The sequence below is a fragment of the Alteromonas sp. R7 genome (assembly GCF_055755235.1).
In genome coordinates this window covers 630,609-653,511 of sequence record NZ_JBVTQX010000002.1, presented here as the reverse complement: position 1 = coordinate 653,511, position 22,903 = coordinate 630,609, and the positions used below count along the sequence as shown (strand labels likewise).

Sequence of the window (22,903 nt, the reverse complement as noted above, 5' to 3'; positions counted from 1 at the left end):
CAACACAACCCATCGTTATAAATGCAAAGAGCAGCCTTAAGCTGCTCTTTTTCATTACGCGCTTTTAAAATGTTCGTACTCCTTGTTGTGTCACCTTGATGTAGAACCACTATACCTGCGATAACACGTCGCGATTACGAACATTTTAACTCTCGCTGAGTGGGTAATTATCTATGCGGACTGGTATTATTTGTAAACCAATGGTGCTGTGTGTAGTAATCAATAGGAAGATGTACAAGCAATGATTAGAAAGGAGTCGTTATGCCACAAGGCGATATTGTAGGTTTATTAATAATGGCAACAGTAGCAGGCTTAGCGATGCCTGCTGGCGCTATTTTAGCGACTTACCAAGGCATTCAGCCTAAGTGGCTAGAAAAAGAATTACGCCATGGTATTTTAGCGTTAGGAGCAGGAGCGCTAATTTCGGCGGTGGGTCTTGTACTTGTACCTGAAGGCATAAAAGACGTATCGGTATTTGCGGCCATAATGTGCTTCGTAGGCGGTGCTTTAGCTTTTATGGCCCTTGATATTTACTTGGCGAAAAAGAAAACCGCAGGCAGCCAGTTAGCCGCCATGCTCAGTGATTTTGTGCCTGAGTCTATCGCACTTGGTACTACGGCAGCGTTAGGCGGAGGTACCATGTTATTAGGCCTACTGATTGCAGTTCAAAACTTACCAGAAGGGTTTAATGCATATAGGGAAATGTTGCCAAAGAACAAGCAGCGCAGCACCAAACTCATTATTATCTTTGTATTAATGGCGCTACTTGGCCCCTTGTTTAGCTTGTTAGGCTTTTATTATCTAGCGCAGTTCCCCGTTGTAATGAGCGGTATAATGCTGTTTGCCGCAGGTGGAATACTTTATTCGGTGTTTCAGGATATTGCACCGCAAATTCGTATGGAAAACCATTGGCTTCCTCCGCTTGGCGGTATTCTTGGTTTTTTAGTGGGGATGATAGGTTTCATGCTCGAAGGCTAGCTTTTTAATAATTAGCTAGTTTTCGTAATTGGTAATTGCCAATAAAAAAAGCGTGTTGCTTACAACACGCCTTTTCATATCACTTATCGACAATTAGTTATCTATTGCTAGTTAGCTTGTACGCTCAATTGAAATATGTGCCAGCGCGATTAACGCCTCTTTATATTCAGAATCTTCAATAGCGTTTAAGCTGTTAATGGCCATTTGTACTTCTTTTTGCGCACATTCACGTGTGTAGTCCAAAGCACCGGTTTCTTCCATAATGCCTTGAATCCGCGTCAAGTGTGGTAGGCCATTGCTTTGTTCAATAGCTTCTTGAATAAGCGCTTTGTCGTCGTCATTTCTTGCGTGCCACATAGCGTAAAGTAATGGCAGAGTTGGCTTACCTTCAGCTAAGTCGTCGCCCGCATTCTTGCCCATTTCTTCACTGTCAGCCATGTAGTCAAGTATATCGTCAGCTAGCTGAAAGGCTGTGCCTAGGTGCTTGCCGTATTCTTGCATAGCGTGTTCAATGTGCTTATTTTGGTCGGTCAGCACAGCCGCTAACTGCGTAGCAGCTTCAAACAAACGCGCCGTTTTACCATAAATAACATCAAAGTAACGTGCTTCTGTAGTGCTGGGATCGTTACAGTTCATCAGCTGTAACACTTCACCTTCAGCAATTTGGTTTGTGGCTTCAGACAGTATTTCCATAACGCGCATGCGTTTAAGGCTCACCATCATTTGGAAAGAACGGGTGTAAAGAAAGTCACCCACTAACACTGATGCCTGATTGCCAAAAATGGCATTGGCCGTTTCTCGCCCTCTGCGCATGGTCGATTCGTCAACCACATCGTCGTGCAATAGGGTAGCGGTATGAATAAATTCAACAATCGCCGCAAGGGTATGGTGATCGTTGTTGTCTATTCCCATAGCCCGCGCACTTAACACGGTAAGAAGTGGGCGTAATCGCTTGCCGCCACTGTTTACAATGTAAAAACCAAGCTGATTAATTAGGGCAACATCAGAGTCGACTTGTTGTTGAATCAGCTGGTTGACCGCCTGCATATCATCATTAGACAGGGCGCGGATTTGATCTATATCCATAGGCATGGCAATAAATACTTACTCTTACGTCTTGGGCAATTATTGGTGGCGATTGTACCTTAATCATCTGTACTATCCACCAAATTGTCTTAAAAAATGACGGCTTAACGCATTTACGTGTAATTCCTCAAATACGGTTAAACCAGATGTGAAAAAGGTGGGGCTGCATTCTTCATATAAATTCTGTTCCGTGTTTAGCGGTTTGCCGCATGTACGCCCCCTTAATCATGCGATCACATGCAATTATAGGTGCTCTCGATAATTTTTCCTGTTAAGTCGCTATTTTTTGACGTTTGTACGAAGAAAACGAAGTGTTTAAGAGCAACTTTGTTTCTCAATTAGGGGAGTAGCATTGCCCCCAAGTCACAGATACAAAGTGGGGGAGTAGTAATCGTAAAAACGATCTAATTCGTGGGATCCAACAACTCGATCGCAGTCTGATCGCAATGCATATTTGGGGATCGTTTGCCGATCTCACTCGCGTGATCTTGCGCTGTTTGGATCGCATTTCTATGTAATTTGACCTATCAATATTTCCATTTTGATTTAATACGACCTAAAAATTTTTACTGTTTTTTCAAAAAAATTTGTGAATTTTTAACGGTTTTTGGGCATTTGAAGCTGCATCAAATACGCAATTGGGGCATAATTCGCCCCATGTTGGAAAAATAATCTATTTTTCTGCGAATCGGGGTTGTGATTTACTGATGTTTCACGTACAATTCGCGCCCTGTTTTTTGAATTGAAGCGTCAGTGGACGCAGAGCGGAGTTAACTATGTACGCGGTTTTCCAAAGTGGCGGTAAACAACACCGTGTGGCCGAAGGCCAAACCGTTCGTCTTGAAAAAATCGAAGTAGCCCCAGGCGAAACGGTTGAATTTGACAAAGTTTTAATGGTAAGCAACGGTGACGACGTAAAAATCGGCACACCAATCGTTGCTGGTGGTAAGGTGACTGCTGAGGTTGTTACACACGGTCGTGGCGATAAAGTAAAAATCGTTAAGTTCCGTCGTCGTAAGCACTCTCGTAAGCAAGCGGGTCACCGTCAGTGGTTCACAGAAGTGAAAATCACTGGTATCAACGCATAATAGGAGCACGAACACATGGCACACAAAAAAGCTGGTGGTAGTACCAAAAACGGTCGTGATTCAGAAAGTAAACGCCTAGGTGTTAAGCGCTTTGGTGGTGAATCTGTTCTTGCTGGTAACATCATTGTTCGTCAACGTGGTACTCGTTTCCACGCTGGTGACAACATGGGTATCGGTAAAGACCACACGTTGTTTGCACTAAAAGACGGTAAAGTTCAGTTCGACGTTAAAGGACCGAAGAACCGTAAATTTGTAAGCATCGTAGCTGAGTAAGCGCGTAAGCTTCTCGCCGAACAGGCTTAGAAAAACCCCGCGCTTGCGGGGTTTTTTGTTTTGTGAAACCTTTCTTTCTTTTTCTGTTCTTAATTAATAGCGATTATATTCTGAAAATGAATTAGCGCTGAGCAAGGTTTTACTTCTCAATTTTTTAGAATGCTGAGTAGACTCAAAAGCGCCGATGCGCAATTTGGTGTAAACTTAGTATTCGCATTAAATAAGTTAATAACCCACGGCATTACAGCCCGGAGTGATAAATGAAATTTGTAGATGAAGCTGAAATTCGCGTTGAAGCCGGTGACGGCGGCAACGGTACAATTGGCTTTAGAAGGGAAAAATACGTACCTAAAGGTGGCCCAGACGGTGGCGACGGTGGTGACGGCGGCAGTGTATTTTTACAGGCCGATGAAAACCTAAATACATTGATCGATTTTCGCTTTGAGCGCTTTCACCGTGCTGAGCGTGGCCAAAATGGTCAAGGCGGCAACTGTATTGGTAAGAAAGGTAAAGACCTCACCGTAATGGTGCCTGTTGGCACGCGTGCTACTGATAGTGATACTGGCGAAGTATTAGGTGACCTGACTCGTCATGGTCAAAAGCTTAAAGTAGCACAAGGTGGTTTTCACGGTTTAGGTAATGCCCGCTTTAAAAGCAGTACGAACCGTGCCCCACGTCAAAAAACCAACGGTACACCAGGTGAAATTCGCAACCTTAAGCTAGAGCTTATGCTTCTCGCCGATGTTGGCTTACTTGGTATGCCTAACGCAGGTAAATCAACCTTTATCCGCTCTGTATCGGCAGCTAAGCCTAAAGTGGCTGATTATCCGTTTACCACCCTTGTGCCTAATTTAGGTGTAGTTCGTCAAGACTCACAGCGCAGCTTCGTTGTTGCTGATATTCCCGGTTTGATTGAAGGTGCTGCAGATGGTGCTGGATTAGGCATACGCTTCTTAAAGCACTTAGAGCGCTGCCGTATCTTGCTTCACGTGGTCGATATTTTCCCTGTTGATGAAACCGATCCTGCCGAACACGCAAAAGCGATCATTGAAGAGCTTGAAAAATACAGCCCTAAGTTGGCAGAAAAGCCTCGTTGGTTGGTATTTAATAAAGTCGATTTGCTACTTGAAGAAGAAGCCGAAGAGCGCTGTCAGCATGTTATTGACGCATTAGAGTGGGAAGGTCCAGTTTATCAAATATCTGCGTTCCAAAAGATGAATCTAGATCCTTTATGCAACGACATTATGGACTTCATCGAAACCCTTCCAGCAGAACTGGAAGAGGAAGAAGAGAAGAAAGAAGTGGAATTCAAGTGGGACACTTATCACAAGAATACACTAGAAGCCCATGATGAATTCGAAGACGGCTTAGGTGACGATCTCGATGATGACGACTGGGACGAAGACGATTACGACGTGGAAGTTGAGTATCGTCGCTGAGAAACAGTCGTTGAGAAACAATCGCTGAGTGACAGTCGATTTCGAAACAATTACTGGTAACCAGTGCTATAAAGCAAATTAGAACAAAAAAAGCTCGCATCGTTGCAAAGACAACGTGCGAGCTTTTTTGTAAGTAACGCGGTTAGGCTAATGCACCCTCATCGTGCTGGCTTACTCACTGGTATGATAGATAACCTTTCCCAGCAATTGAGCGCGAGTAAACTTACCCATGGCCCCTTGGCTTACAGAGTGGGCCTTGTTATCGCCCGTTAAGGTAAACGTTCCGTCGGTGTTAACATGGTCTACCCTTTTGATAATTACGCCGTAAGTGCTGCTTTTAACAACCACGATTTGCCCACTACGCAGCCACCTAAGAGGCCATCTCATTGCACAGACAAAGTCACCGTCGTTTAGAGAAGGCAACATGCTGCTCCCCGTGACCCGCATAATTTTAAACATTTATAGGTCGGGATAAACCACTTCTTCAGAAGGTGGATAGGGGCACGTTGCTTTTTTGGTTGCGACATCCTTGGTTGCCCAGAAACGCTCTGCAAATTCATTCACTAACGAAAGCAGCTCTTCAGCTTTTTCTCTGCTGACGTGTTGCTTACACCCGGAACCGGCCAGCATGATTTTATGTACCAGCTCGTTAGTATCTGGAAACTTCTCAAACTGAGGGGCTTTAAAGTAATCGCCCCATATTACCCTGACTTCTTGCTTTACTTTCTCTGCATGGGTTTCCTTTTCTGCTACTAGGCGGCTCATTTGCGCTTGATCTGCGAACGTAAGTGTTTCTTTTTCGGCAAGTTCGTTAAGTAGGTCTACGAAGCGAATAACACTCAACGCAGCCAACTGCGCCGAAAATGGATCGTAAATTTTGCAAGGAATGTCGCAATGTGCGCTAGCCGCAGGGAAGGGATTAACGGCATGAATTTTTGAGAGTAATTGATGAATCATAATTCGTACCCCTTACTTTGCTGAGCGCTTTTTAGCGTTGAAGTATTTATAAGCCGCAAAGCCACACGCAGCTGCACAGCCTACAAGAGAGGCGTAAAACAGAGCATGCATAACACCGCTAGTCCAGTGTTCATGATCGTGTCCTGCATGAGCGAATGCGCCTGAACTAAATACAGCGGCGTATAGCATTAGAGCTGAGCGTTTAAGGTTAACTTTCATGAATTCTCCTAAAGCGTTAGTAAAAGTAAGGTGAAGTACTTAGGCGCATAAGTATCGTTGCAACTACACGGCGAAGCGCAGTGGTACATTGCTGTTCACGATGTTGTTCGAGGCGCTGATGACAGTATGAGCTCTGTCGACAATTGCGTTTCGGTGGTGAGGCAGTTTCAGATGAAAGTATGTCTCTTCAAGCAAGCTTGTTAAGCCCATAATCTTAGCTGTCATTGCGCTGTTTTCTCCACCGTCTACCTCAAGCAGAATAACGGCGATATCAAACGCGCAGCCAAGGTATGGAATTGCGTCACTGAACTGACCGCTTTGCATAAGCATTGTGCCTTGCATTTCATCGCGCGCCATTACGTGTAGGGCCTGTTCTGGGTTGTTGTAAACCCAATCTGCGTGTTTAGGGCATAGATAGTTTATTTGCATTGTCGCGACCTCCTGTATACACACTAGAACAGTTAAAATAATAATGCAAATGATAACTGTTTCTATTTGTTGGGTGTTAAAGCTATACCCTTTGAGCCAATACACATTTGGTCGCTGATATTGATATACTGCCGCGGTTCAACAATAAAAACGGCTTTATAGGTAATGAAATGAAGATAGCGATGATTGCTGCTATGGCGAAAAACAGAATTATAGGCGCAGATAATGATATGCCGTGGCACTTACCGGCTGATTTAAAACACTTTAAAGCGATCACCTTAGGCAAAGCCGTCATAATGGGCCGCAAAACCTATGAGTCAATCGGAAGGGCATTACCTGGCAGGCCAAACATTGTTATAACGAGTAATACTGACTACAGCTTATCTGACGCGACGGTAGTAGATTCACCAGAGTCAGCGATTGAGGTAGCCAAAGCGCTAAGCGCAGAGAACAGCGACAACGATGAAATAATGATTATCGGTGGCGGTACTATTTACCAAACGTTCTTAGATAGCGCTGACACTTTGTATCTCACACATATTGATTTGACTGTTGACGGAGATACACAGTTCCCAGACTATGAGGCGGCAGCAAGTTGGACGGAAGTATCACGTGATGAACATGACGCCGATGAGAAAAATCCTCACCCTTACATATTCGTTACCCTCGTTCGAAACTAACGGAGAGATTGGAACTAGGTCCAATTTAATATAAAAAAATGCCAGTGTTGTGAAACTCAAAAATTGAGAGCTTCACAACACTGGCACTTTTATTTTTGCGTTGCGCGTAGATGCTACTTCATTTGGTCGAACAGGTTCTCTAATGAAAGACCCTGATGACCCAACATATCGCGAAGACGGCGAAGTGCTTCTACTTGAATTTGACGAACACGTTCACGTGTTAAGCCAATTTCAGCACCCACATCCTCAAGTGTTGAAGGTTCATATCCCATAAGACCGAAACGACGAGCAAGTACTTCGCGTTGCTTAGGGTTTAGTTCTTCAAGCCAGGTTACAATATTACTTTTGATATCTGAGTCTTGTAAGCTCTCCTCAGGGCTAAACTCTTTCTCGTCAGCAATAATGTCGAGGAGTGCTTTATCATTTTCTCCACCAATAGGTGTATCGACAGAGGTAATGCGCTCGTTTAAACGCAACATCTTAGTGACATCTTCCACAGGCTTATCAAGCGCTAGTGCAATTTCTTCTGCAGTTGGCTCATGATCAAGCTTTTGTGAAAGTTCACGAGAAGCACGTAAATAAACGTTTAGTTCTTTCACTACATGAATAGGCAAACGAATAGTGCGCGTTTGGTTCATGATAGCGCGTTCGATGGTTTGGCGTATCCACCATGTGGCGTATGTTGAAAAGCGGAATCCGCGTTCAGGATCAAACTTCTCTACGGCACGAATTAGTCCTAAATTGCCTTCTTCGATTAAATCTAGAAGTGCCAACCCACGGTTGTTATAACGGCGAGCAATCTTAACAACAAGGCGAAGGTTGCTTACAATCATACGTTTACGAGAGGCTTCGCAGCCTTTCAGTGAGCGGCGCGCAAAATAAACTTCTTCTTCTGCGGTTAGCAGTGGTGAAAAACCAATCTCTCCTAGATAAAGCTGTGTGGCATCCAGGTTTTTAGGTTGGTCATCCTGACTGAAAATGGCGTCGTCATTTTCTAGTTCAGCGTCGTTAACTAAGGTTTCGTCAGCTTTCATATCAGCTGGCATATCGATGACTTCTACATCATCTTGAGGTGTTGATTCTAAGGCTTTATTTGACTTACCCATCATGAATCTCCTGCTACAAGGTTTACCTTATGACGTTTCTCCTTTATCTTTTTTTATTGTTATTTATTTTTATTATTTTAATGCTGGCAGGTATTTCATAGGGTCTAATGATTTCCCTCTATACCTAACTTCAAAATGAAGTTTTACCGAATTTGTTCCGCTGTCACCCATGGTTGCAATTTGCTGCCCTGCCGACACCCATTCTCGTTCTTTGACTAAAATAGTGTCGTTGTAGGCATAGGCACTTAGAAAGGTATCTGTATGCTTAATGATAACCAGATTACCGTAACCTCTTAGTGCGCTACCTGAGTAAACAACTTTTCCATCTGCTGCCGCTACGACTTTACTGCCTTTAGCACCAGCGATATCAATACCTTTGTTGCCTGACTCTGACTTACTGAAGGTTCCAACTACCTTACCTTCTGCAGGCCACACCCACTCTTGTACTTTGTCTGGGAAACTCGTCGGTGTTTGTTTTTTGACGCTTTGTGACGGCTTCTTGACAGTTGTAACATTTTGTGGATTAACAACTTTTTCACTTTCACGATACGCCTGTGGTTGTGGGCGGTCAACCAAACTTTTGTCTACATTTGATGTGGTCGGAGCTGTTGACTGATTGGTCTTAGACTTACGTATAACGGGGGCTGTAGCCACATTCGAAGGTGGTGTGACGATTAAAACTTGACCAGGGAAAATGGTGTAAGGGGCTGATAATTGGTTGTATTTTGCTAAGTCGCGATAGTCATTTCCCGTGTACCATGCCACCGCATAGAGGGTGTCTCCCCGTTGAACTTTATAGGTTTTTTTTGTGTATTCTTCGCTTCCATCTGAAACTTGGCTATTTAATAAAACGACGGGAGCGGGTGCACTCCTTCCTGCGCAGCCCCCGATGAGTACACAAATATATAACAAAATTCCTATGTGAAGGTGGGGCCTACGCATGTCATCGCAATAGTAAATAAGCGAATATTGCGAGGATGACCACTCCCCATCCAAGCACTTCTACATACTGCCTTAGCTTTTGCTCCATGGCTGCGCCCCCCCAGCGCATAAGTGCTGCGACCAAAAAGAAGCGTGCGCCTCGACCAATAGCTGATGCCAGTACAAATGGCAAGAAGGCCATTTGCAAGAAGCCAGCACTCACGGTGAAAATTTTATAAGGGATAGGTGAGAAACCAGCAAGAAAAACTACCCATACGCCGTAGTCTTTAAACCACTGCATTGCCGTGTCTATTTTGTGGGTATACCCCCAGCTCTCGATAAGCGGAGCCAGCCAAGCATCGAAAGCAAAGTAACCAAGCCAATAGCCAGCAATACCGCCCAAAATCGACGCGATGGTCGTAATAAAAGCGAACTGCCATGCTCTAGCAGGCTGAGACAGTGCCATTGGCGCAAGCATAACATCAGGTGGAATAGGGAAGAAAACCGACTCTGAGAAGCTTAACCCGCCCAAATATTTGGTTGCGTGACGATGTCTCGCCCAGCGTAACGCCATGTCATAACATGGCTCAAAAAGCTTCACATTAGCTCTCCTGCTACAAGGGGAACAAATCGGACCGATTCAATGGTCGATGTTTTTAGTTCACCTTCAATCCTATCAATACACAGTAACGATTGTTGCTCGTTACCTACGGGAATAATCAACCGTCCGCCTTCTTTAAGCTGATCGCACAAATCCTGTGGAAGACTTGCAGCGGCGGCGGTGACAATAATGGCATCGTAAGGGCCCTTGGACGCCCAACCTTTCCAACCATCGCCGTGTTTCATTGCAATATTGTGAAGGTCGAGCTGATTCATTCGACGTTTCGCTTGGAACTGCAATGATTTAATACGTTCAACACTGAATACTTTGGCAAAAAGCTGCGCAAGAATAGCGGTCTGATAACCTGAACCCGTGCCTATTTCTAACACTTTTTCGGGTTTATTAGGGCTATCTAGCAGCAGCTCTGTCATTTTCGCAACAATATAAGGCTGCGAAATGGTTTGGCCTTGACCTATTGGCAATGCCGTATTTTGATAGGCCTTATGTTTCAGCGCGTCGGGTAAAAAGCTTTCCCGCGGCGTACCAGCAATGGCGTTCAATACTGCTTGCGAACGTATTCCCTCGTTATAAAGCAGTTGTGCTAACGCGTCTCCTTTTCTAGAAGCTCTCATGATGTTGCGTACTTTCCTTTATTCTTATCTACAGCCACGCGAGGTTTAGTCTGTTGCGCGCCACGCTTTCTCAATACTCTTTACACCCTGTTAATTGGGGACAAGGTTTCCACGCACTCTCTAAGGACTGAGGTTGCAAAGCAGCCACTTGGAAGCGCAAAAGAGATAGTAAATGTATCACCCTTACTCTGCCATTCAAGCTGTGAAGGCCAAATTTTTATCGCACGACGCTCTTGTTCGAACCCGCACTGGCTTAAAAAGTCGATAACTTCACTATTTTGCTCTGCAACAGATTGCTCAAGCGCGAGTGTGTCAGCTTGCGTAACAAGTGCTCCTTTACCCCACAGCGGTGCTGAAGGGCATACGTCCTTGGCATTAAAACGACGTTGTGCGTCTTGCTGCTGCTCAGAGCCGTCGGAACCTTCGTTGATGAAAAAGCTGTTAGAACCTGAAAGCACTAGCGCGTCGCCGTGAGTGACCTTGTCGAATACGTCTTTTTCTAAGCGTGCAGAAAGCATTTCATTAAATAACCAGCTGCGCAGTGCAGAAAGCGCCATGGAACGTTTGTTGCGGTGTCTGATGGTTTCACCGTTTACCATTCGCTCGGCCATTACTAGGTTTCCACCGCGCTGCACTTCACCCATGTCATTTAAGCGCATTACGCCAAAGCGTTGTTCGCCGTAATAGTTTGGTACACCGTGTTTTTCAATTTCTTGAAGACGCTCTTCAATGGCCTCAGGATGCAGTACCTGACGCAAAGTAATTGTAAAGTGATTGCCTTTAAGCTGACCCGTTCGCAACTTTTTATTGTGACGCATTTGCTTAAGCACTTTAACGCCTTCCAGTTCAAAGTTGCTGAAGTCGAAGTCAGGCTTACCCGGCGCGTGAATACCAAACCACTGTTGCGTTACCGCGTATTTATCTTTGCGACCAGCATAGGTAATTTGGCGTAATGGAAGGTTAACAAAACGGGCTAGCTGCTCAGCGACAAACGCGGTATTGGTATTGGTTTTTTCAATAAATACAAACTGGTGCTCGCCTTCACCACAAGGGGTATAACCCAAATCCTCTACAACTTGAAAATCGTCGGCTTGGAATTTAAAAATACCGGTGGATACAGGTTTTGCGAAATAGTACTGCCAGTGGTCAGTGTGTAAAGGCTTCATAATTTTTCCAGTAGAACAACGGCGTGAGAGGCAATGCCTTCTTTACGGCCTGTATAGCCTAGCTTTTCAGTGGTCGTTGCTTTTACGTTGATATCGTCAAGCGATACGTTGCAGTCTTGGGCAATAATCTCACGCATAGCAGTAATATGCGGCGCCATCTTAGGTGCTTGCGCCACAATGGTCATATCTGCATTACTTAAGCGGTAACCTTTCTCCCTTACTACATTGACAACGTGACGCAGCAGCACGCGGCTGTCTGCACCCGCGTATGCGTCGTCTGTGTCAGGGAAGTGCTTGCCAATATCACCGAGTGCTGCTGCACCTAGCATTGCATCACACAGTGCGTGTAGTAATACATCGCCATCTGAGTGAGCTAACAGTCCTTGCTCATAGTCGATACTGACGCCACCTATTGTGATGGGGCCTTCACCGCCAAACTTGTGTACATCAAATCCGTGTCCAATTCGCATTATGATTGTGCCTTTTGATTTTTTGCGCTGTGGCTTTGAACTCTGTAGTTTTGAGCGTTCTGGCCTTGCGCGCTTAATTTTTGCTTAAGATAAAATTCTGCCAAAGGAAGATCGGCCGGATGCGTTATTTTTATATTTGCCGGACTTCCGCTTACCATGGCAACTTTGTAGCCTTCAAGCTCCATGGCAGAGGCTTCGTCTGTGATATTCGCGCCCTGTGATAAACCATTTTGAAGCGCGCGTTTTAGCAATGTTGCTGGAAAAAGTTGAGGCGTTAACGCGTGCCACAAACCCTCTCTATCTTCGGTGTGTGAAATCACATTCGACGAAGACTTGACCCGTTTCATGGTGTCACGAACAGGGGTAGCTAGAATACCGCCAGAAACCTCATCACTGTTTATTAGTTCGAGCAGCGCGGAAATATCGCTCTCCTCGATACAAGGTCTGGCCGCATCGTGGACCAGTGCCCAATCGTTCTCGCCAAGTGACATAAGCCCGTTCAATACACTATCAGCGCGTTCCTTTCCGCCATCTACAACGCGAATGGGTTTTTCACGTAACCGATATTGATCAAAATACGCGTCACCTGGGCTTATCGCTACGATCACGTCATCGATTAACGGATGCTGTAGCAGCGCGTCAATAGTGTGTTCAAGAATGGTTTTACCATTTAAGGTGAGGTATTGCTTTGGGCGGTCAGCCTGCATTCGGCTGCCAACTCCGGCTGCGGGGATAACCGCAACAACGCGGGGCGATGTCATTTTCTTCACTTAGAATCTGCGGGCAAAATACGGTAGAAGGTTTCTCCCTTTTTGATCAGACCGAGTTCATTTCGGGCTCTTTCTTCAATGGCTTCTAAACCAATTTTTAAATCGCTAATATCAGCTTTAAGTAGGGCATTGCGCTGAGCGAGGTTGGCATTTTGAAGGGCTTGAGAGTGAACTTCTTGTTTTCGGTTGAAGTAATCGGGAATACTATTTTTTCCAAACCATAGCCTGTATTGCAATAGACCAAGCAGTACTATCAATACAATGGGAAGCCATTTACCTTGCAACACAGATTCACCTGACAATGTGGTTAAGCGGAAAAAAGCAGAGGCTCTTCGCCTCTGCTGTGTCTTATTATGCCGCGAAGCAGCGTCGAGTCAAAGGCGCATTATTCACCTTGGCCCAATTTTCCCTTCAATTTATCAAACAGCTTACTTTTTTGCTGCTCAACAACGTTGTTAAGTTGAGCTTGAAGCAGCTCCTGAAGGGCGGCACTGTCGCCTTGGGCTGCGCTAAGCATACTGTTTACGTCAACAAGCTCGCCTGATAGCAATGATTGTTCGTTACTTATCATGCTGTTGAGTTTGTTGTTTAATTCATCCAGCTTGTCTTTTTGGCTGGCAGTAAGCTGTGAAAGCGCCGCTTTAGCCAGCTTATTATCCAGATCAGACTTAATGTTAAAGCCAGGGTCTGAAAGCGTGCCGTCTAGCAGCATCGTCATGTTTAGGCTGGTTAACGTTTGCAGTGCCTGCGCAATAGCACTGGTGATATCACTGGTGCCAGTTGCTTCCATAACGAGCTGCTGAAGGTCAACTTCGCCCGTACCGGTAAGCATGTTATCAGTGACTTTCATCGATCCATTGGTTTTCATCAGCGCTGATTTAAGCACCGCATTTAGTGTTTCATTACCGCTAAATGAAATGTTAGACATATTTACGCCGGCTAGCTGCCAGACTTGGCTGGCATCAACACCGTCGCCGTCAATCCAGAATTCACCGCTGGAAGTAAACGACTTTAGTAACTCGCCCGCTGCTTCAATAGTAAAGGTGGTGGGGTTACCGAATACTTCGTGAACATTTGTAATGTTGTTCCATTTGCTAGTGATAGATTCATTTTGCCAAAGCACTGATACATTGGCTTCTTTCACCAAAATCGACGGCACTTCAGTCGGTGCTTCACTTTTTTCTTCACCTTGAATGAGCGGCATAACAATTTGCATTGCTGCCATAAGGTACTCAGTGTATTCCGCCGCTTTGTCGCCAAACACAAAGTAAGTGACTTGAGAAAGTGCCGCTTGGTCACCTGCAATTACCCCTTTCAGCAACGCGTAATCTTCTTGTGGCGCTTTCTTAAGTGCTTCAACACTTTCACTAAGGGCTTGTTTGGCATCACTCGCTTTTTCCGTGAAATTGCTAATAAGCGCGCGGTCTGCCTGCATTTCTTCTTTCAACTTATCAAATGAAGACTTTGCCTGTACCAAGGCTTGAGGGTCTTTGTAGTTCGTTTCTTTTAGCTGGGCTACCTGCGTTTTGTAGTACTCAATGCGCGACTTATCAGGTAAAGATTCATAGTCGTCTTTCAAACCTTTTCCATAGGTTTCGTAGGCAGACTTTGCATTTTCAATGGCAGCAGTGGTTTTTAGTGGATTGCGGGCGAGAAGTTCGTCAACCGTAGGCACCGCTTCTTTGGCTTTTGCTTTAATTTCGTCAAATGACAGTGAACGTTCTGGAACGCGATACACTTCACCTTCAGACTCGCGCTGTGTATCGAACTGCACTTTCAGTAAATCAAGATTGTTTACGATAACTTGATCATCTAACAGTGGCTTTAGCTCAACGTCTGCGTGAGCTTCGCCTACAAAAACTTGGTTGTGAGTAGGCTTTGTGGGGTTGGTGAGTGCAATACCTTTCAGCGTAACAGTTGTTGGAAAAAGAGAGTGGTCGAACTCGTCGATATTCACTTCTGCTCCATAGGATTCGCCCAGCTTGGACTCAAGAATAGATTTGATGATGGTATTGGCGAACAGGAAATACACCAAAAATAGCAACACGAAAAAACCGACAACCCATAATATAATAGGCTTACCCTTTGAACCACTGCTCATATTCAACTCCTTGATTTTTTGCGCGTCTGGCTTTTATTGCGCATAAGTCACTACTTTGGTGGCTAGTATATCGCTCAATAAAAAGTAATCGATTAACCGCCACTTATGGTGCCTCTGAGTGTAATGCACTCAGGTCTTTTCTTCCATACGCAGAAGGTAGGTGTATTGATTAAACCATGTGAGCTTTTAAACAACTTGACGTAAGAGAAGCAAAATTCGGCAAAGTTTACTTTTTTTAAAAGAAAATTACCGTGAGCTATGGAGTGGTAGCAGCAGTAAACGGAGCCTGCTTCTCAATGCTTTGCAGCAAAGCGCAGCAGGCTCGTTGAAATGTAAAATGCTTTAAAGCTTAAAGCGGTTCGCAATGTCCATTATTGCTATACAGCTTGCGCGTAACGCTTGGCTCGCAGCTGCTAATTCATCTGCCGTTCTCAAGCTACTATCAGCAGCACCCGAAAGCGCATTGATGCGCATATTCGCTTCGGTAGCGGCTTCCGCTTGCTGCTCGGTAGCCCGCGCTATTTCGCTACTCATATCTGCAATTTCAGTCATTAAGCGATCAGCTTCTTGCAGATTTTGATTCGCCTGTATAGCGTTGTCTACCGTTTTGGTTGACGCTGACTGGCTTACTTTTACTGCATCTACTGCGCTTTTGGCATTACTTTGCAGCTTTTCTATCATCGCTTGGATTTCATCGGTACTTTGTCCGGTTCGACTTGCCAGTGTACGCACTTCATCAGCTACGACGGCGAAACCTCGTCCTTGCTCGCCAGCTCGCGCTGCTTCTATAGCAGCGTTAAGCGCCAGTAAGTTAGTTTGTTCGGCAATGCCGCGAATTACATCAAGCACTGCACCAATGCTTTCAGTCTGCGCAGCAAGTTCGGTAACAGCGCTACTTACGCTTTCAATATCAGAGGTAAGAGAGCGTATATCGTTTACGGTACTATCCACAACCGAGGCGCCGTTTTGCACGTTACCCCGCGCGCTGCTGGTACTTTTTTCTGCAGAATCTGCGTTATTGCTAACCTCATTTATCTGCGTTGTCATCTCTTCCATGGCAGCGGCAACTTGAAGCATATTTTCATTTTGCGTCTGTGCCTGAGCGTTACTATTTTTACTTGATGTTTCTACAAGTTCTGCTTGCTGGGTCAGTGAATTAATATTCTCACGGATCCCCAACAGAGAATGGCGCATTTTTTCGGTATATTCATTAAAGTAGCGTGCCAAACGCGTTACTTCATCTTGGCCAGTTTCAGGCAACGAGCGGGTAAGATCACCTTCTCCTTGTGAGATATCCTTCATTCGCTCACTTACTTCTTGAACCGGTTTCACTATGCTGCCGCCAATCACATAAACAAGCACCACAACTAGCACTATGCTAACCAGACAAAACACCGCAATCACATTGCGAAGATGAGCAAATTCTTTTTCAAGATTGGTAAGGTAGATACCAGAGCCCACTGTCCATCCCCACGGCTTGAACTCTTTAACGTAGGAAATTTTGTCGGTAGGTGACTCTTCACCGGGAAGCGGCCATACATAATCGACAAAACCTTCACCTTTCGATTTCACTTTTTGCGCCATTTCTATAAAGAAGGCTTTGCCGTTCCCGTCTTTAAAGGTTCGTAAATCTTGACCGTCAAGGGCGGGCTTGATGGGGTGCATAACCATAGATGGCGTTTGGTCTTGGATCCAAAAGTAGTTGCTGCCGTCGTATCGTAGCGCTTTGACGGCCTCTAACGCCTGTTGCTTAGCGGTTGCCTCGTCTACGTCGGCGCGCGCCGCGAAGCTACTGAGCATGGTATGAACCACCTCGACCAGGTGCTGATTTTCATCATAAGACTTTTGCTTTAATGCTTCGTAGTGCCTGTTTAAAACAACGGCAGTAAGAAGTACAAATAACAGCGTAATTAGGGCAACGATAATGCCCAAACGTTGAATTAAACTGAATTTTCTTAACCACATCGGCAAATACCTATCTATTTGTATTTTTGTTTTTTTAAAGTGTAGACGGTTTTTATACTTCTACTTATTACTCCAGAGTTAAATTAGACAAATGTACCAAAATTTAAGTATGGCACTTTTTGTGGTGTTTATTCAGCAATCTAAAGGCAGTCGAACTGTTGATTTAAGCTCTTTAAGGGAAATACTTGATGATATATCTGATATGCCGGGGAGTTTTCGCAGTACTGTATCTACAAAGTGGCCGTAATCATCCAAGTCTCTGGCCACCACTTGTAGTAAGAAATCAGCGCCACCTGTGATGTTGTGGCAGCTTAAAACGTTGTCGCAGCGTTGAATAATATCAATAAAGTCACTCGTTGTTTTTGTGTCATGGGCTGTGTAAGTGAGCTGTACAAACGCCAGCACGCCATACCCTAGCTTTCGTTTGTTCAGGTTCGCTTGGTAACTCTCAATGTATCCTTCGCTCTCTAATCGTCTTACGCGTCTCCAGCAGGGTGTTTCACTCATATTGAGCTTTTCAGCCAGCTTGGCGTTCGACAATTTTCCGTCCTTTTGAAGTAAGGCTAAAATTTTCTTATCAACATTATCCATGCTCTTCTTTATGTCCTATTTGATGGATTCTTTCCTCAATTAAATATCAATTAAAAGCTTCTTTCAATTTGGGCTATTTAAGCTAAATAGAAAGCAAGGTTATTTCGCGAGCACTCTTTTAGACTTAGTCACAATGGTGTGAACACTTATTAGTCTTATTTTGGAGGGCTGTAATCATGAAAGCTGTGGTATTTGAATCGTTTGGTGGAAAATTAAATATTCAGGACGTAAAGAAGCCCATGCCAAAATCTCACGGGGTAGTGATACGGGTAAAAGCCACAGGCGTGTGCCGCAGCGATTGGCATGGCTGGATGGGACATGATGATGGAATAAACTTACCTCATGTACCGGGTCATGAATTTGCTGGTGTTGTCGAGTCCGTTGGAAGCGATGTAAAGCGATTCAAAGCGGGCGATAAAGTTACGGTTCCTTTTATTAGTGCGTGTGGAAGATGTTCAGAATGCTCTTCGGGTAATCACCAGGTGTGTGGTAACCAAACACAGCCGGGCTTTACTCACTGGGGCTCGTTTGCAGAATATGTAGAAATCGATTTTGGAGACGTTAATCTGGTTCATCTCCCTGAAGAAATAGACTACGTGACTGCGGCTAGCTTGGGTTGCCGTTTTGCTACATCATTTCGCGCAGTGGTTGACCAAGGTAAGGTGAGCGCTGGGCAATGGGTCGCTGTTCACGGCTGTGGTGGCGTTGGGCTATCTGCTGTGATGATTGCATCGAGTATTGGCGCAAACGTTATTGCTGTTGATATATCAGATGAAGCATTGGCATTGGCGAAAAAGTTAGGCGCTGATGTAGTGATTAATGCTAAGAATGAAAAGGATGTGTCTGCGACAATCAAGCGCGTTTCCTTAGGCGGTGCGCACGTGTCAATTGACGCCCTAGGAAATCCTATTACCTGTGTAAATTCAGTAAACAGCCTGAGAAAGCGTGGTAAACATGTTCAAGTTGGTCTGCTGTTAGCTGAGCAATCGACGCCACCTATTCCCATGGATACGGTCGTTGCACATGAGCTTGAAGTAATAGGTAGTCACGGTATGCAGGCGTATCGTTACGAGGCCATGTTTGGCATGATCGCCACAAAAAAGCTGAATCCCCAAGCCCTGATTGGAAAGATAATTTCACTTCAAGAAGCGCCTAATGCGTTGACTGAAATGGACAAATATTCACAACCTGGCGTGACCGTTATTTCTTTTGATGAAAAGTGAAAAACAGGGCTTGTTGAGCTGCGTGTGAAATGTCATCTAACGCACTGAATACGTAGCTTGACAGAGAATCAAAAAAACTTTGCTGGTAGGGGCTTGGCAGGGCGATTTTGTGTGCTACCATCCGCGCAAATTTGGCACTGTCGTGATCTTCATCCAAAAGTATAAAGTTAAAAGAAGAACGACAGGTCAACGCAGGGTTTCGACTTTGCTTGTTTTTTAGCCGCTTCCATGTAACCGTGAGCAGTCTTACACGGCGGGAACGCTTTTTGTTACAGCTATTTCTATGAAAGGGTTGCAATGCTCATTAACGACACACTTCATACAACTTCACCCCTACGCCAGCGTATAAGAGACTACTATCGCATTAGTGAGTCGGTGGCTGTGGATCAAATCCTTCCCATTGCCGAGGTAAACCCACGTGCACGAAGCCGTGCATGGGAACGCGCACGAAAGATGGTGCTTCAAATTCGCCGAGAGCAAGAAGGGCACGGTGGTGTTGACGCATTATTAAATGAATACTCGCTATCTACAGCAGAAGGTGTGGTATTGATGTGCTTGGCTGAAGCCTTGCTGCGTGTTCCAGACAAAGCCACTCAAGATGAGCTTATTCGTGACAAACTGTCTCAGGGACAGTGGACACCTCACTTGGGGAATTCAGAGTCGTTATTTGTTAACGCATCGGCGTGGGGCTTGTTGTTTACGGGCAACATGGTGAACTATGCCGACAAGCGCAAGAAAGAACAGTTTGGCTTATTAAAACAAACCCTTGGCCGCTTGGGTGAACCTGTTATTCGCCGCGCCATGAACATTGCGATGCGTGTTATGGGTCGTCAGTTCGTTATGGGCGAAACCATTGAAGATGCGGTAGATCGCGCCAAAGAGAAAGAAACCAAAGGGTACGTATATTCTTACGACATGCTAGGCGAAGGCGCACGCACTATGCGCGACGCTGAGCGTTACTACGATGCATACGTAAAAGCAATAAAAGTAATCGGTAAAGCGGCTAACGGACGCGGTCCTAAGCGTTCACCGGGGATCTCGGTAAAGCTTTCTGCTATTCACCCACGCTTTGAATTTTCTCACCGCGAACGCGCCATGGCAGACATTCCGCCGCGCTTGAAAGCGCTGTGTATGATGGCGAAAGAATACGATATCGGTTTAACCGTAGATGCGGAAGAAGCTGACCGTCTAGAGCTTTCTCTAGATATTATTGAAGCTGTATTTCGCGATGAAGACCTGAACGGTTGGACAGGCTTTGGCTTGGCCGTACAGGCGTACCAAAAACGCGCAATCCACGTTATAGAGCACTTACGTGAACTTACCCTAGAGGTAGGTCGTCCGCTAATGGTGCGTTTAGTTAAAGGTGCCTATTGGGATACTGAGATTAAGCTTACTCAACAAGCGGGCCTTGAAGAGTTCCCTGTATTTACCCGTAAGTCGTCAACAGATGTGTCATACCATGCCTGTGCGAACCGTCTACTTGAGTATCGCGACACCATTTACCCGCAGTTTGCGACTCATAATGCCTACACAGCGTCTGTAATTGTTGAGCTTGCTGGTGACGACAAAGAAGGTTTTGAGTTCCAGTGTCTGCACGGTATGGGCGATACTCTTTACGATCAGGTGGTAACACAGGATAAAATTCAGTGCCGTGTTTATGCACCTGTAGGTGAACACGAAGACTTATTGGCCTACCTTGTACGTCGTCTTCTTGAAAACGGCGCGAACTCGTCGTTTGTAAACGCCATCGTTGACGATGAAAAACCGGTTGAGTCTTTGCTTGAAGATCCGGTAGAGAAAACACAACGCCTGAAAGTACGCTATAACAAGTTAATCAAAACCCCACGTGGGCTGTATGCGCCAGAGCGCGATAACTCGCGTGGTCTAGACCTTACCGACACCAATGCGGTAACGGCGCTTAAACACGAACTTGAACGCTGGCAGGATTACTACAAAGTGACCGGTGAAGTGCCAGAAGGTGCGACAGCGGTACTTAGCCCAACTAACCACAACGACGTGGTAGGTTATCACCATTACGCTACGCCTGATGATATGCGTAAAGCATTAGATGAAGCCGAAGCTGGGTTTGAAGCATGGTCTAAACGCGATGTAAGCGAGCGCGCTGAAATACTTAATCGAACAGCAGATGCGCTTGAGCGCCACATGGCAGAACTCATCGCTATCTGTATGCGTGAAGCCGGTAAAGTAGCGCAAGACAGCATTGATGAAGTGCGTGAAGCCGTTGATTTCTGTCGCTACTACGCGGCGCGTGCAGAAGAGCTTGCTGAAGATCAACGCTTACTTCCTCGTGGTGTTGTGCTTTGTATTAGCCCGTGGAACTTCCCACTAGCCATCTTCTTAGGCCAAGTGGCAGCGGCACTTGTAACAGGTAACACTGTTATTGCTAAGCCTGCTGAACAAACCAGCATTATTGCGCAGCGTGCGGTAGATATTATGCACTCGGTAGGCCTGCCAGAAGACGCACTGAAACTTATTGTGTCGCCTGGTAAAGAAGTGGGCGAAACCCTTCTACCAGACGAGCGCATTAAAGCGGTAATGTTCACAGGTTCAACGCAAACCGGTACGTTAATTTCCCAAGTGCTTGCAGAACGTGGTGGCGAACAGGTGCCATTGATTGCAGAGACGGGCGGTCAAAACTGTATGATTGTTGATTCAACTGCACTGCCAGAGCAGGTAGTTGATGACGTGATCCACTCTGGTTTCCAAAGTGCCGGTCAGCGCTGTTCAGCGCTTCGCGTATTGTTCGTACAAGATGAAATTGCTGATGACCTTATCGAAATGCTAACCGGCGCCATGAAAGAGCTTACCGTTGGTGACCCAACGCAGCTTGCTACCGATGTAGGCCCTGTTATTGATGAGAAGGCGCTTAAGAGCCTGACCGATCACCAAGAGTATATGGAAGATAAAGCTAAGCTGCTTTATCGCAATGAAATGCCAGCAGGCTTTGAAAACGGTACTTTCTTTGCGCCGACCTTATATGAAATCAAGAACATTGATGTGCTTGAAAAAGAAGTGTTCGGCCCTGTGGTACATATTGTTCGCTTTAAGTCGAAAGACCTTGATAGTGTGCTAGAGCAAATCAATGGTACAGGTTACGGCCTAACTATGGGCATTCACTCGCGTATTGAAGAGCGTGCTAACGAACTAGCAGCCAAGAGCCGCGCGGGTAACGTATACATTAACCGCAACATGATTGGCGCTATTGTTGGCGTTCAGCCTTTCGGTGGACGTGGATTGTCTGGTACAGGTCCAAAAGCGGGTGGTCCTAATTATCTGCCTCGTTTAATGATGGAACGTGCCACACCTAAGCCATCGCACATTGATGATGTAGATGGTACTGATGCAGCGCTTGTCGGTGATGAAAAGATTGCCGAGCGTGCGCACGTAATGATGGATAAAGCGAAAGCGGTAGAAGTGCAGTGGCGTCATACGCCGTTGAATGACCGTATTTCTATGGTACGTCAGCTTCTCGCTAAAATTGCGAAAGTGGACATCGTTGACGAGCTTGCTGATGACTTGAACCGTACGCTTGCGACGGCGCGTCAGCAGTTAACCAGTGTTGAACGCAAGCTAGCCAAGCCACAAACCTTGCCGGGGCCAACAGGTGAATCGAACAAGCTTTACCTAGAGCCTCGCGGGATCTTGGTGTGTTTTGCCGATAAAGAAGTAACCTTCGAATACTGGTTACTGTCTATTGTGACCGCGCTATCAACGGGTAACCCGGTAGTATCAGTTGTGTCTGAAATCTTCTATGAAGAAGCAGTAGAAATTCAAAACAAGTTTGAATCAACTGGCGCACCAAAAGGCTTATTCCAGGTAGCGCGTCTTGCGCATCTAGATACCTTGCTAATGGATGAAGATTTATCTGGCGTGGTGGTCGACTCTGGTACAGAGCGTACTGCGCGTATTACAGCAATGCTGTCATCTCGCGAAGGCGCTATCTTGCCGGTTATCACAGCTGAATATAACGATAACCTTATTCAGCGTTTGATGACCGAAAAAACCATCAGTATTGATACTACGGCATCAGGTGGTAACACATCGTTGATGACCCTAGTTGAAGATGATGAATAAGCGGTAATACTTGCGGTAAATACCGACTTGGCAAGATAGCGATTTAATTGAGAGCTATCTTCACAACATGTCATTCAAAGGCCAGCGTTAAGCTGGCCTTTTTAATACCTTAT

General features: G+C 45.4%; 23 protein-coding genes. 7 read left to right on the top strand and 16 right to left on the bottom strand.

Translation table 11 applies throughout. The features are described 5' to 3' along the window. The first annotated feature begins 261 nt into the window (after positions 1 to 261). Positions 262 to 978, top strand: a complete 717-nt coding sequence (locus AC0J2X_RS05620; RefSeq protein WP_014948149.1) for a ZIP family metal transporter — start codon at positions 262 to 264, stop codon at positions 976 to 978. A gap of 111 nt (positions 979 to 1,089) precedes the next feature. Here AC0J2X_RS05620 and ispB read toward each other — a convergent pair whose 3' ends face one another. Continuing rightward, complete coding sequence (gene ispB / locus AC0J2X_RS05615; protein ID WP_171337569.1) at positions 1,090 to 2,064, bottom strand: octaprenyl diphosphate synthase; 975 nt, start codon at positions 2,062 to 2,064, stop codon at positions 1,090 to 1,092. A 776-nt stretch (positions 2,065 to 2,840) separates the two neighbouring features. On the opposite strand from ispB, the gene rplU reads away from it, so the two are divergent. The 3 genes from rplU (at position 2,841) to cgtA (ending at position 4,864) form a co-directional block, all read left to right on the top strand. After that, on the top strand, positions 2,841 to 3,152 hold the full coding sequence (gene rplU, locus AC0J2X_RS05610) for a 50S ribosomal protein L21 (RefSeq protein ID WP_012517169.1): 312 nt from the start codon (positions 2,841 to 2,843) through the stop codon (positions 3,150 to 3,152). 15 nt (positions 3,153 to 3,167) lie between these two features. Beyond that, complete coding sequence (gene rpmA, locus AC0J2X_RS05605) at positions 3,168 to 3,425, top strand: 50S ribosomal protein L27 (RefSeq protein ID WP_012517170.1); 258 nt, start codon at positions 3,168 to 3,170, stop codon at positions 3,423 to 3,425. Positions 3,426 to 3,685: 260 nt separating this feature from the next. Continuing rightward, positions 3,686 to 4,864, top strand: a complete 1,179-nt coding sequence (gene cgtA, locus AC0J2X_RS05600) for an Obg family GTPase CgtA (protein WP_472995842.1) — start codon at positions 3,686 to 3,688, stop codon at positions 4,862 to 4,864. Positions 4,865 to 5,035: 171 nt separating this feature from the next. On the opposite strand, the gene AC0J2X_RS05595 is transcribed toward cgtA, so the two are convergent. From AC0J2X_RS05595 to AC0J2X_RS05580, 4 genes are all read right to left on the bottom strand, one after another. Beyond that, complete coding sequence (locus tag AC0J2X_RS05595; RefSeq protein WP_282765822.1) at positions 5,036 to 5,311, bottom strand: S24/S26 family peptidase; 276 nt, start codon at positions 5,309 to 5,311, stop codon at positions 5,036 to 5,038. A 12-nt stretch (positions 5,312 to 5,323) separates the two neighbouring features. Beyond that, positions 5,324 to 5,821: a superoxide dismutase, Ni gene (gene sodN / locus AC0J2X_RS05590; protein WP_278346856.1), complete on the bottom strand. Its 498-nt coding sequence runs from the start codon at positions 5,819 to 5,821 to the stop codon at positions 5,324 to 5,326. A 12-nt stretch (positions 5,822 to 5,833) separates the two neighbouring features. Beyond that, positions 5,834 to 6,040, bottom strand: a complete 207-nt coding sequence (locus tag AC0J2X_RS05585; protein WP_014978232.1) for a hypothetical protein — start codon at positions 6,038 to 6,040, stop codon at positions 5,834 to 5,836. Between the two features lie 63 nt (positions 6,041 to 6,103). Then, positions 6,104 to 6,469 (bottom strand): hypothetical protein, encoded by a 366-nt coding sequence (locus AC0J2X_RS05580; protein WP_278346857.1) that lies wholly within the window; start codon positions 6,467 to 6,469, stop codon positions 6,104 to 6,106. Positions 6,470 to 6,651: 182 nt separating this feature from the next. Between AC0J2X_RS05580 and folA the strand changes: the two genes are divergently transcribed. Next, positions 6,652 to 7,149 carry a type 3 dihydrofolate reductase gene (gene folA / locus AC0J2X_RS05575; protein ID WP_278346864.1) on the top strand — a complete coding sequence of 166 codons (498 nt, stop codon included), beginning with the start codon at positions 6,652 to 6,654 and terminating at the stop codon, positions 7,147 to 7,149. A gap of 113 nt (positions 7,150 to 7,262) precedes the next feature. Here folA and rpoS read toward each other — a convergent pair whose 3' ends face one another. The 11 genes from rpoS to AC0J2X_RS05520 all read right to left on the bottom strand — a co-directional run bounded on the left by rpoS (position 7,263) and on the right by AC0J2X_RS05520 (position 17,472). After that, entirely contained in the window at positions 7,263 to 8,255 is a 993-nt protein-coding gene (gene rpoS, locus AC0J2X_RS05570; protein WP_278346865.1) for an RNA polymerase sigma factor RpoS, read from the bottom strand. 72 nt (positions 8,256 to 8,327) lie between these two features. Further along, on the bottom strand, positions 8,328 to 9,167 hold the full coding sequence (locus AC0J2X_RS05565; RefSeq protein WP_278346858.1) for a peptidoglycan DD-metalloendopeptidase family protein: 840 nt from the start codon (positions 9,165 to 9,167) through the stop codon (positions 8,328 to 8,330). 31 nt (positions 9,168 to 9,198) lie between these two features. Continuing rightward, positions 9,199 to 9,777 carry a YqaA family protein gene (locus AC0J2X_RS05560; protein WP_278346859.1) on the bottom strand — a complete coding sequence of 193 codons (579 nt, stop codon included), beginning with the start codon at positions 9,775 to 9,777 and terminating at the stop codon, positions 9,199 to 9,201. Beyond that, positions 9,774 to 10,409 (bottom strand): protein-L-isoaspartate(D-aspartate) O-methyltransferase, encoded by a 636-nt coding sequence (locus tag AC0J2X_RS05555; protein ID WP_014948160.1) that lies wholly within the window; start codon positions 10,407 to 10,409, stop codon positions 9,774 to 9,776. The genes AC0J2X_RS05560 and AC0J2X_RS05555 overlap by 4 nt, the downstream gene beginning before the upstream one ends. An 80-nt stretch (positions 10,410 to 10,489) precedes the next feature. Continuing rightward, the gene (gene truD, locus AC0J2X_RS05550) at positions 10,490 to 11,575 is read right to left on the bottom strand and encodes a tRNA pseudouridine(13) synthase TruD (protein WP_278346860.1); all 1,086 of its coding nucleotides are present in this window, start codon (positions 11,573 to 11,575) and stop codon (positions 10,490 to 10,492) included. Beyond that, entirely contained in the window at positions 11,572 to 12,045 is a 474-nt protein-coding gene (gene ispF / locus AC0J2X_RS05545; RefSeq protein WP_014948162.1) for a 2-C-methyl-D-erythritol 2,4-cyclodiphosphate synthase, read from the bottom strand. The genes truD and ispF overlap by 4 nt, the downstream gene beginning before the upstream one ends. Further along, entirely contained in the window at positions 12,045 to 12,806 is a 762-nt protein-coding gene (gene ispD, locus AC0J2X_RS05540) for a 2-C-methyl-D-erythritol 4-phosphate cytidylyltransferase (RefSeq protein ID WP_472995841.1), read from the bottom strand. Before ispD ends, ispF begins: the two co-directional genes overlap by 1 nt. A gap of 5 nt (positions 12,807 to 12,811) precedes the next feature. Continuing rightward, on the bottom strand, positions 12,812 to 13,102 hold the full coding sequence (gene ftsB / locus AC0J2X_RS05535) for a cell division protein FtsB (RefSeq protein ID WP_014948164.1): 291 nt from the start codon (positions 13,100 to 13,102) through the stop codon (positions 12,812 to 12,814). Positions 13,103 to 13,200: 98 nt separating this feature from the next. Continuing rightward, positions 13,201 to 14,916, bottom strand: coding sequence for a TIGR03545 family protein (locus AC0J2X_RS05530; RefSeq protein WP_472995840.1), 1,716 nt, complete (start codon positions 14,914 to 14,916; stop codon positions 13,201 to 13,203). A gap of 342 nt (positions 14,917 to 15,258) precedes the next feature. Then, a complete protein-coding gene (locus AC0J2X_RS05525) occupies positions 15,259 to 16,881 on the bottom strand; it encodes a methyl-accepting chemotaxis protein (protein ID WP_061439400.1) in 1,623 nt (540 codons plus the stop codon). Between the two features lie 132 nt (positions 16,882 to 17,013). Next, positions 17,014 to 17,472, bottom strand: a complete 459-nt coding sequence (locus AC0J2X_RS05520; RefSeq protein ID WP_014948167.1) for an Lrp/AsnC family transcriptional regulator — start codon at positions 17,470 to 17,472, stop codon at positions 17,014 to 17,016. Between the two features lie 176 nt (positions 17,473 to 17,648). Between AC0J2X_RS05520 and AC0J2X_RS05515 the strand changes: the two genes are divergently transcribed. Further along, positions 17,649 to 18,695: a zinc-dependent alcohol dehydrogenase family protein gene (locus AC0J2X_RS05515; RefSeq protein WP_061439403.1), complete on the top strand. Its 1,047-nt coding sequence runs from the start codon at positions 17,649 to 17,651 to the stop codon at positions 18,693 to 18,695. 297 nt (positions 18,696 to 18,992) lie between these two features. After that, complete coding sequence (putA, locus tag AC0J2X_RS05510; RefSeq protein WP_039217490.1) at positions 18,993 to 22,790, top strand: bifunctional proline dehydrogenase/L-glutamate gamma-semialdehyde dehydrogenase PutA; 3,798 nt, start codon at positions 18,993 to 18,995, stop codon at positions 22,788 to 22,790. Positions 22,791 to 22,903: the final 113 nt, after the last annotated feature.

What these genes read in the sequence shown, in the direction of transcription:
- AC0J2X_RS05620 (WP_014948149.1), top strand. Translation starts at nt 262, where the DNA reads ATGCCACAAGGCGATATTGTAGGTTTATTAATAATGGCAACAGTAGCA.
- ispB (WP_171337569.1), bottom strand. Translation starts at nt 2,064, where the DNA reads ATGGATATAGATCAAATCCGCGCCCTGTCTAATGATGATATGCAGGCG.
- rplU (WP_012517169.1), top strand. Translation starts at nt 2,841, where the DNA reads ATGTACGCGGTTTTCCAAAGTGGCGGTAAACAACACCGTGTGGCCGAA.
- rpmA (WP_012517170.1), top strand. Translation starts at nt 3,168, where the DNA reads ATGGCACACAAAAAAGCTGGTGGTAGTACCAAAAACGGTCGTGATTCA.
- cgtA (WP_472995842.1), top strand. Translation starts at nt 3,686, where the DNA reads ATGAAATTTGTAGATGAAGCTGAAATTCGCGTTGAAGCCGGTGACGGC.
- AC0J2X_RS05595 (WP_282765822.1), bottom strand. Translation starts at nt 5,311, where the DNA reads ATGCGGGTCACGGGGAGCAGCATGTTGCCTTCTCTAAACGACGGTGAC.
- sodN (WP_278346856.1), bottom strand. Translation starts at nt 5,821, where the DNA reads ATGATTCATCAATTACTCTCAAAAATTCATGCCGTTAATCCCTTCCCT.
- AC0J2X_RS05585 (WP_014978232.1), bottom strand. Translation starts at nt 6,040, where the DNA reads ATGAAAGTTAACCTTAAACGCTCAGCTCTAATGCTATACGCCGCTGTA.
- AC0J2X_RS05580 (WP_278346857.1), bottom strand. Translation starts at nt 6,469, where the DNA reads ATGCAAATAAACTATCTATGCCCTAAACACGCAGATTGGGTTTACAAC.
- folA (WP_278346864.1), top strand. Translation starts at nt 6,652, where the DNA reads ATGATTGCTGCTATGGCGAAAAACAGAATTATAGGCGCAGATAATGAT.
- rpoS (WP_278346865.1), bottom strand. Translation starts at nt 8,255, where the DNA reads ATGGGTAAGTCAAATAAAGCCTTAGAATCAACACCTCAAGATGATGTA.
- AC0J2X_RS05555 (WP_014948160.1), bottom strand. Translation starts at nt 10,409, where the DNA reads ATGAGAGCTTCTAGAAAAGGAGACGCGTTAGCACAACTGCTTTATAAC.
- truD (WP_278346860.1), bottom strand. Translation starts at nt 11,575, where the DNA reads ATGAAGCCTTTACACACTGACCACTGGCAGTACTATTTCGCAAAACCT.
- ispF (WP_014948162.1), bottom strand. Translation starts at nt 12,045, where the DNA reads ATGCGAATTGGACACGGATTTGATGTACACAAGTTTGGCGGTGAAGGC.
- ispD (WP_472995841.1), bottom strand. Translation starts at nt 12,806, where the DNA reads ATGACATCGCCCCGCGTTGTTGCGGTTATCCCCGCAGCCGGAGTTGGC.
- AC0J2X_RS05530 (WP_472995840.1), bottom strand. Translation starts at nt 14,916, where the DNA reads ATGAGCAGTGGTTCAAAGGGTAAGCCTATTATATTATGGGTTGTCGGT.
- AC0J2X_RS05525 (WP_061439400.1), bottom strand. Translation starts at nt 16,881, where the DNA reads ATGTGGTTAAGAAAATTCAGTTTAATTCAACGTTTGGGCATTATCGTT.
- AC0J2X_RS05520 (WP_014948167.1), bottom strand. Translation starts at nt 17,472, where the DNA reads ATGGATAATGTTGATAAGAAAATTTTAGCCTTACTTCAAAAGGACGGA.
- AC0J2X_RS05515 (WP_061439403.1), top strand. Translation starts at nt 17,649, where the DNA reads ATGAAAGCTGTGGTATTTGAATCGTTTGGTGGAAAATTAAATATTCAG.
- putA (WP_039217490.1), top strand. Translation starts at nt 18,993, where the DNA reads ATGCTCATTAACGACACACTTCATACAACTTCACCCCTACGCCAGCGT.